6 protein-coding genes are annotated in these 7398 nt (G+C 71.7%); 4 read left to right on the forward strand and 2 right to left on the reverse strand.

Going from position 1 to position 7398, the window contains the following annotated elements:
• Positions 1–37: 37 nt before the first annotated feature.
• Positions 38–1831, reverse strand: a complete 1794-nt coding sequence (locus ACFRFH_RS03285; protein WP_382461581.1) for a glycoside hydrolase family 3 protein — start codon at positions 1829–1831, stop codon at positions 38–40.
• 145 nt (positions 1832–1976) lie between these two features.
• Between ACFRFH_RS03285 and ACFRFH_RS03290 the strand changes: the two genes are divergently transcribed.
• Positions 1977–2552, forward strand: coding sequence for a dihydrofolate reductase family protein (locus ACFRFH_RS03290; RefSeq protein WP_382461582.1), 576 nt, complete (start codon positions 1977–1979; stop codon positions 2550–2552).
• Positions 2553–2561: 9 nt separating this feature from the next.
• Here the strand turns inward: ACFRFH_RS03290 and recQ are convergent, their stop codons facing one another.
• Positions 2562–4565, reverse strand: coding sequence for a DNA helicase RecQ (gene recQ / locus ACFRFH_RS03295; protein WP_382461583.1), 2004 nt, complete (start codon positions 4563–4565; stop codon positions 2562–2564).
• Between the two features lie 93 nt (positions 4566–4658).
• On the opposite strand from recQ, the gene ACFRFH_RS03300 reads away from it, so the two are divergent.
• The 3 genes from ACFRFH_RS03300 (at position 4659) to ACFRFH_RS03310 (ending at position 7309) form a co-directional block, all read left to right on the forward strand.
• Entirely contained in the window at positions 4659–4781 is a 123-nt protein-coding gene (locus tag ACFRFH_RS03300; protein ID WP_382461584.1) for a hypothetical protein, read from the forward strand.
• Positions 4781–5626: an EamA family transporter gene (locus ACFRFH_RS03305; RefSeq protein ID WP_382461585.1), complete on the forward strand. Its 846-nt coding sequence runs from the start codon at positions 4781–4783 to the stop codon at positions 5624–5626. Before ACFRFH_RS03300 ends, ACFRFH_RS03305 begins: the two co-directional genes overlap by 1 nt.
• A 138-nt stretch (positions 5627–5764) precedes the next feature.
• Positions 5765–7309 (forward strand): amino acid permease, encoded by a 1545-nt coding sequence (locus ACFRFH_RS03310; RefSeq protein WP_382461586.1) that lies wholly within the window; start codon positions 5765–5767, stop codon positions 7307–7309.
• Positions 7310–7398 lie beyond the last annotated feature (89 nt).

Here is a 7398-nt window from a genome sequence, read left to right on the forward strand (position 1 = left end):
CGGGGGCGACCAGGGGGGATGCTTGGAACGTGCTGGGTCAGTAGCTCAGGCCGTGGCCGAAGCGGAACAGCGGGTCGGCCGTGTCGAAGGGCACGTCCGGGCGGTTCTCGACCACCGCCGCCATCGACGACGGCAGGTCCATCGGGAGGCGGCCCTGCGGTGCGGCCTCCCCGAACAGCACGTCGAGCAGGGCCGCGGAGTTCGCGCCGAAGTCGGCCGCGAGGGCGCGCACGTCGCCCGCGAACGGCGTGAGAATGGCCGGTCGGTCGAGGAACACCTCCAGCACGGTCGGCACCGCACGCGCGATCGCGAGGACCTCGTCCACCGTCTCCTGCGGGAAGTCGAGCGAGCCCGCGTGGAAGAAGTTCTCGAACATGGTCGATCGCTCCTCGTACGGTGCGTGCAGGCGCACCAGCGCGACGTCGGCCTCCTCCGGGCTGGCGACGACGGTCGCGTAGCCGGCCACGGCCTCCGGGTCGAAGCCGTGCACGAACACCTTCGCACCGCGGGCGAGCGGGAGGACGCCCTCGTTCTTCAGCAGCGTCACCGAGGCGCGCTGCGCGGCCTCCCCCGCCGCGACGAACGCCGCGCTGCCGACCACCTCTGCCGCGCGGGCCGGGTCGACGGTCGGCGCGTCGAAGAGGCCGAGCCGGAACTTCTCGCGCAGCAGGCGACGCGCGGAGACGTCCAGGCGCTCCTCCGCCAGCTCGCCACTGCGAACCAGGTCGATGAGGAGGTCCGGAATGGCCTCCCCGCCGAACTGGTCGGCTCCGGCGTCCAGGATCTTCTGCATCCGCTCCCGCGTCGACAGGTGCTCGACGCCCCAGGCGCGGGCGGGGAACGGCTGGCCGCCGATCTCCGCATCGGTGAGCAGCCCCCAGTCGGTGCAGACGATTCCGTCGAAGCCGTAGCGCTCGCGCAGCAGGCCGGTGATCACGGACTTGTTGAATCCGAAGCCGACCTCCTCGTGCTCGGTGCCGACCGGCATCCCGTAGTACGGCATGATCTGGCTGGTGCCCGCCTCGAAGGCGGCCTCGAAGGGCTTGAGGTGCGTCTCGAACTCCCCGCCCGGGTAGACCTGCTCGCGGCCGTACGGGAAGTGCGGGTCCTCGCCGTCCTTCTGCGGGCCGCCGCCCGGGAAGTGCTTGGTCATCGTCGCGACGGAGTCCGGGCCGAGCTCGGCGCCCTGGAAACCGCGGATGTACGCGGCGCCGAGCCGGGAGGTGAGGTCCGGGTCCTCACCGAAGGTGGCGACCTGGCGCGCCCAGCGCGGCTCGGTCGCGAGGTCGATCTGCGGGTGCAGGGCGACCCGGATCCCGACTGCGGTGTACTCCTGACGGGCGATGTCGGCGAAGCGCTCCACGAGCTCCTCGTCGCCGATCGCCGCGAGGCCGAGCGTCTCCGGCCACTGCGAGAACGGGCCCGCCATGATGGCGGCGCCCGGGTTGTCGCTGAACGAGTGCCGCGGGTCGGTGGAGAGCGTGACCGGTATACCGAGGCGGGTGCTCGCGGCGACCTCCTGGACGCGGTTGTGCCACTCGGCCATCTCGGCGGCCGAGCTCGCGGCACCGAAGACGTTGAAGTGCGACATGTGCCGGTCGCGGATCATCTCGGCGCTGTCCGCGATCCCGAACAGCGGGTTCGGGCCGGCGACAGAGCCGCCCTCGCCGATTGTGATCATGGTCTGGAAGAACAGGCCGGCCTTCTCCTCCAGGGTCATCTGGCCGAGCAGGTTCTCGACCCGCTCGTCGAGCGGGAGGCTCGCGTCGCGGTAGCGCGGGTCGACGGGGAGGTCGGCGGCGGTGGTCTCGGTGGCGGTCGTGTCGGTCATTCGCACTCCTTCGGGCGTCACGGGTTGACGGTTCCGATCATAAACCGACTAGTGCTTGGTTTTTCCCGTGAGTCTGTGCAGTTCGCGAACGCCTTGACCGAGCCGTTTCGCCGGTCCTAGGGTGGCCGCGTCGAAGGGGGACGGGATGGCGCGGCTCATCGTGGAGCAGATCGTGTCGGCGGACGGAACGGCGGAGGACGCCGAGGGCGGCATGAGCTTCCTGACGCCGGAGTCCACCGGCGGCGAGGCCGACCGGGAGCAGCTCCGGCGGCTCGCGGGCCTGTCCGCGATCGTGCTCGGCGCGAACACGTACCGGATGTTCGCGTCCTACTGGCCGACGGCCTCCGAGGAGGAGGACCCGATCGCGGGGCTGATCAACCGCGTCCCGAAGCATGTGCTGAGCAACAGCCTCGACGCGGCGCCGTGGGGCGACTATCCGGCGGCGACAGTCGAGCGCGGGGACGTCGTGGAGTCGCTGCGGCGCCTGAAGGCGGCGTACCCGGGCGAGATCATCCTCTGGGGCAGCCTGCGGCTGGCGGACGCGGCGTTCCTGGCGGACGAGGTCGACGTGCTGCGGCTGCGCATCCTGCCGAGCGTCCTCGGCGGCGGGCGCGGCATCGTGCCCGAGTCCTTGCCGGTCACGGCGCTGAGGCTCGTGTCGTCGAGCATCCACCCGGGTGGGCAGGTGGCGCTGGAGTATGAGGTGGGGGCGCCGGACTAGGCCTCCGCTCTAGCCTTCCCCCGCCACCACCTCAAGCAGCGCCTCCCCGTACGTCTCCTTCTTCTTGGCGCCGATGCCGCTGATGCCGTCAAGGTCGGCGAGGGTCGAGGGCCGGGCGGACGCGACCGCGCGCAGCGTGGCGTCGCCGAAGACGATGTAGGCGGGGACGCCCTGCGTCTTCGCCTCGCCTGCACGCCAGGCGCGCAGCGCCTCGAAGAGACCGGCGTCGGCCGGCGCCAGGTCCGAGGGCGCCGCCGACCGGCCGCCGCGGGAGGAGCGGGCCGGGCGCTCGGGCTCGCGCCGCAGGACGACCTCCCGACCTCCCGACAGCACCTCGGCGCTCGCTGGGGTCAGCGCGAGGACGCCGTACTCCCCCTCCGGCTTGAGCAGTTCCTGGGCGATGAGCTGGCGCACCACGCCGCGCCACTGGCTCTCGCCGAGGTCGTCGCCGATTCCCCAGGTGGCCAGGCCGTCGTGCCCGTACTGGTCGACACGCGGGGTGCGCTTGGCGCGCAGGATGTCGATGAGGTGGCCGGCGCCGAAGCGCTGGTTGCGCTCGCGCTGCAGCCGGACCACCGTCGAGAGCAGCTTCTGGGCCGGGACGGTGCCGTCCCAGGTCTCGGGCGGCGTGAGGCAGGTGTCGCAGTTGCCGCAGGGGGTCGCGCGCTGGCCGAAGTAGTTCAGCAGGTTCACGCGGCGGCACTGGACGGTCTCGCAGAGTGCGAGCATCGCGTCCAGGTGCTGCGTGAGCCGGCGGCGGTGGGCGAGGTCGCCGGGGGAGTCGTCGATCATGCGGCGCTGCTGCACGACGTCCTGCAGGCCGTAGGCGAGCCAGGTGGTCGACGGGAGGCCGTCGCGGCCCGCGCGGCCGGTCTCCTGGTAGTAGCCCTCGACGGACTTGGGGAGATCGATGTGGGCGACGAACCGCACGTCGGGCTTGTCGATCCCCATGCCGAACGCGATGGTCGCGACGACGATCACGCCGTCCTCGCGCAGGAACCGTGACTGGGTGCGCGCGCGGGTCTGGGCGTCGAGGCCGGCGTGGTACGGGAGGGCGGTGAGGCCGCGGCCGGCCAGGAACTCGGCGGTGCGCTCAACGGAGTTGCGGGACAGCGCGTAGACGATGCCCGCCTCGCCCGGGTGCTCGCCCGTGATGAAGTCGAGGAGCTGCTTGCGCACCTCCACCTTGGGGACGATGCGGTACTGGATGTTCGGCCGGTCGAAATCGGAGACGAAGTGCTCGGCGCCCTCGAGCCGCAGGCGTTCGGTGAGCTCGCGGTGGGTCGCCTCGGTCGCGGTCGCCGTCAGTGCGATGCGCGGGACGCCGGGCCAGCGGTCCGCCAGCTCGGAGAGGGCGAGGTAGTCCGGCCGGAAGTCGTGGCCCCACTGGGAGACGCAGTGCGCCTCGTCGATGGCGAACAGCGCGACGCGGCCGCGCTCCAGGAAGCGCTTGGTCGCCTCGCTCGAGAGCCGTTCGGGCGCGACGTAGAGGATGTCGAGCTGACCAGTGAGGTAGGCCTGCTCGACCGCGGCCCGCTGTCCGGCGTCCTGGGTCGAGTTGAGGAACGCGGCGCGCACGCCGACGGCGGTCAGCGCGTCCACCTGGTCCTGCATGAGCGCGATGAGCGGCGACACGACGACGCCCGTGCCCTCGCGCACCAGCGAGGGGATCTGGTAGCAGAGCGACTTGCCGCCGCCGGTCGGCATGAGCACGACGGCGTCGCCGCCCGCCACCACGCGGTCGATGATCTCGGCCTGCTGTCCGCGGAAGGAGTCGTAGCCGAACACGGTCTGCAACGCCTCGGCGGGCGAGGCGAACCGGGCGGGTGTCGCCTGCGGGGTCCGCGGCGCGGCGGCCGACCGGCCCGCCGAGGGAGCCACCGGCGTGTCAGAGAACGGCACGTCCCCATACGGGTCGTCGCCGAAGTCGGGCAGCGGGGGCTCGGCGTCGAACGGCGGCTCGTCGAAGGGCGGCGCCTCCCGGTCGTCGGGCTCCCATGTGTTGCTGCTCATCCCTCGATCGTAACGACCGCCGCCGACCGCGAGTCCCGCTCCGCGAATCTGTGGAGAACTGGCGTCGGCAGCGCGGCTGTGGAGGACGAAGCTGTGGAGGACGAAGCCGTGGAGGACGAACCCGCGCGCACCCCCGCCCTCCGCTACGATCGCCCCATGCGGACGCACCCCCAGCCCGGCACCGCGTCCCTCCCCAGCCCGGCGACGGCGGCCTGATGCCGGCCGCGATCCTCGGCCTGCTCAGCGCTCTCGTCTACGGCTCGGCCGACTTCGTCGGGGGCCTCGCCGCGCGCGCGATCGGCCCCCTGCGCACCACCGCCCTCGGCGCAGTCGGCGGCCTCGCGCTGCTCCTCGCCGCACTGCCGTTCGTCGGCGGCGTCTGGTCGGCCGCCGCACTCGGCTGGGGTGCGGCCTCCGGGGTCGTCGGCGCCGCAGCGGTCGCCCTGCTCTACGCCTGCCTCGCGATCGGGCCGATGAGCATCCTGTCGCCGTTGACCGCGCTGGTGTCCGCGGTCGTGCCGATGGTGTGGGGCCTCGCCGGCGGTGACCGGTTCGCCCCGATCGGCTACGTCGCGCTCGGCCTCGCGCTGGTCGCGGTCGTACTGGTCGGCTTCGTCCCGGAGCGCGGCGCCGTGCGTCCCAGCGGCCGCGCGCTCGGGATGGCCGTCGCCGCGGGCGCGCTGATCGGCGTGTTCCTCATCATGCTGAACCAGACCCCCGCCGACTCGGGGCTCGTCCCGCTGGTCGCCAACCGCACGGTCAACGCGGCGATCATGTGGACGGTCATCGGCGTCCTGGCCGTGCGCGGCTCCGCCCGGCGGCTCACCCGGCGCGGCGTGCTGCTCGCGCTCGGCTCCGGGCTGCTGGACGCCTCCGCCAACGTGCTCATCCTGCTCGGGCTGCGGGCGGGCGACCTGACCATGATGTCCGTGCTGGTGGCGCTCTACCCGGCCGGCACGATCGTGCTGGCGGCGCTGGTGCTGCGCGAGCGGATCGCACCCGTGCAGTGGGTCGGGCTGGTCCTCGCGGTCGCCGCCGCGGCCCTCCTCGCGGTCGCCTGATCCACCCGATCCACCCCGCCGAGGGGCACGTAGACGCCCCTAAAACGGCCTCTTAAGGGCGTCTACGTGCCCCTCGGCGATTGCAGGGGGTGAGAAGTCGCCGGGTATGGTGGGTCGCCGGACCACGGGAGGCGCCGAATGACGCAGAACACACCGCACGACCCCGCAGACGACCTGGAGAACCGCCGCGAGCACCTGGGCGACGTGTCCCAGGCGGTGCAGGACTTCTCCAGCGAGCAGGAGGGCTACCACAAGGCGCTGTCGGCGCGACAGCTCCAGATGATCGCGATCGGCGGCGCCATCGGCACCGGCCTCTTCCTCGGCGCGGGAGGCCGGCTCCAGCAGGGCGGACCGCTTCTCGTGCTCGTCTACGCGGTGTGCGGGTTCTTCGCGTTCCTGGTGCTGCGCGCGCTCGGCGAGCTGGTGCTGCACCGGCCGTCGTCCGGTTCGTTCGTCTCCTACGCGCGCGAGTTCTACGGCGAGAAGATGGCGTACGTCGCCGGCTGGATGTACTTCCTCAACTGGGCGATGACGGCGATCGTGGACTCCACCGCCGTCGCGCTCTACGTGAAGTACTGGCAGTTGTTCTCGTCGGTGCCGCAGTGGCTGCTCGCGCTGATCGCGCTGGTCGTCGTCGTGAGCCTCAACCTCATCTCGGTGAAGGTGTTCGGCGAGATGGAGTTCTGGTTCGCGATCATCAAGGTCGGCGCGCTCGTCGCCTTCCTCGTCGTCGGCATCATCGTGCTCTCCGCCGGCTGGCCGACCGACCAGGGACCGACCGGGCTCGCGATGCTCGCGCAGAACGGCTGGCTGCTCCCGCACGGCGTCGCCACGATCGGGATGGCGATCGTGCTCGTGCAGGGCGTCGTCTTCGCCTACGCAGGCGTGGAGCTGGTGGGCATCGCGGCCGGCGAGACCGAGAACCCGGAGAAGATCATGCCGCGGGCGATCAACAGCGTGGTCTTCCGCATCGCGGTGTTCTACTGCGGGTCGGTGCTCCTGCTCGCGCTGCTGCTCCCGGCAAGCGTCTACAGCGGCAACGAGAGCCCGTTCGTCACGTTCTTCAGCCACCTCGGCGGCCCGCAGCTCAGCGCGATCATCGGCTCGGTGATGAACTTCGTCGTGCTCACGGCGGCGCTGTCGAGCCTGAACGCCGGGATGTACTCGACCGGCCGCATCCTGCACTCGATGGCGCAGACCGGCGCGGCGCCCGCCTTCACGGGGCGGATGAACACGCGTGGCGTGCCGTACGGCGGCATCCTGCTGACCGCGTCGATCGGCGTGCTCGGCGTCTTCCTCAACCTGATCGTGCCGGCGGAGGCGTTCAACATCGTGCTGAACGTGGCCGCACTCGGCATCGTGACGAGCTGGGCGATGATCGTCCTCTGCCAGATGCAGCTGCGGCGCTGGTCGCTGCAGGGCAAGCTGGCGCGGCCGTCGTTCCGGCTGTTCGGGGCGCCGTTCACCGCGTATCTGACGCTGGCGTTCCTGGCGTCGGTGATCGTGCTGATGGCGTTCGACTACCCGACCGGGACGTACACGGTCGCGTCGCTGGTGGTCATCGTGCCCCTGCTGATCCTGGGCTGGTACGCCCAGCGCTCGCGCATCCTCGCCATCGCGCAGGCCCGCGAGGGCCACACCGGCGCCCACCCCGTCGTCGCCGCCCGCCGCCCCCGCCGCTGACATCGAGACGTGGGTGAAAGCCGGGATACCCGGGGGGGGTTGGGCGGTTTAACTCCGATAGGGGGGGGGGGGGGGGGGTTGGGGGGGCG

This window comes from Leifsonia sp. NPDC056824, from assembly GCF_042789575.1.
Taxonomy (GTDB): Bacteria; Actinomycetota; Actinomycetes; order Actinomycetales; family Microbacteriaceae; genus Leifsonia.

What these genes read in the sequence shown, in the direction of transcription:
- ACFRFH_RS03285 (WP_382461581.1), bottom strand. Translation starts at nt 1,831, where the DNA reads ATGACCGACACGACCGCCACCGAGACCACCGCCGCCGACCTCCCCGTC.
- ACFRFH_RS03310 (WP_382461586.1), top strand. Translation starts at nt 5,765, where the DNA reads ATGACGCAGAACACACCGCACGACCCCGCAGACGACCTGGAGAACCGC.
- ACFRFH_RS03290 (WP_382461582.1), top strand. Translation starts at nt 1,977, where the DNA reads ATGGCGCGGCTCATCGTGGAGCAGATCGTGTCGGCGGACGGAACGGCG.
- ACFRFH_RS03305 (WP_382461585.1), top strand. Translation starts at nt 4,781, where the DNA reads ATGCCGGCCGCGATCCTCGGCCTGCTCAGCGCTCTCGTCTACGGCTCG.
- recQ (WP_382461583.1), bottom strand. Translation starts at nt 4,565, where the DNA reads ATGAGCAGCAACACATGGGAGCCCGACGACCGGGAGGCGCCGCCCTTC.